Origin of the sequence: Plebeiibacterium marinum, from assembly GCF_026013615.1 — a bacterium.
Lineage (GTDB): Bacteria > Bacteroidota > Bacteroidia > Bacteroidales > Marinilabiliaceae > Saccharicrinis > Saccharicrinis marinus_A.
The window spans coordinates 1-357 of record NZ_JAPDPI010000163.1 but is presented as its reverse complement, the minus strand read 5'-3'; the positions used below and the strand labels follow the sequence as shown (position 1 = coordinate 357).

General features: G+C 42.3%; 3 tRNA genes. All 3 read right to left on the bottom strand.

The annotated features are described in order from the left end of the window. Positions 1 to 4: 4 nt before the first annotated feature. A tRNA-Leu gene (locus OM074_RS21330) sits at positions 5 to 88 on the bottom strand. 5 nt (positions 89 to 93) lie between these two features. Continuing rightward, positions 94 to 169 (bottom strand) — tRNA-Gly (locus OM074_RS21325). A 96-nt stretch (positions 170 to 265) separates the two neighbouring features. Further along, positions 266 to 349: transfer RNA gene (locus tag OM074_RS21320), tRNA-Leu, on the bottom strand. Positions 350 to 357 lie beyond the last annotated feature (8 nt).

The following is a 357-nucleotide window of genomic DNA, read 5'->3' as shown; positions in this document are numbered from 1 at the left end:
TAAGTACTCGAGGCGGGACTTGAACCCGCACGTCCTAATGGACACAAGATTTTAAGTCTTGCGTGTCTACCAATTCCACCACTCGAGCATCCTTGGAGCGAAAAACGGGACTCGAACCCGCGACCCCGACCTTGGCAAGGTCGTGCTCTACCAACTGAGCTATTTTCGCATCTTCAATACTTTATTTATCCTATTATTTCCTTTGAAACAATACTTTCTTTTTTTTTTTAATTTATTAAAATTTCAACTAAAGAAATTTTAAAAGTACTCGAGGCGGGACTTGAACCCGCACGTCCTAATGGACACAAGATTTTAAGTCTTGCGTGTCTACCAATTCCACCACTCGAGCATCCTTGA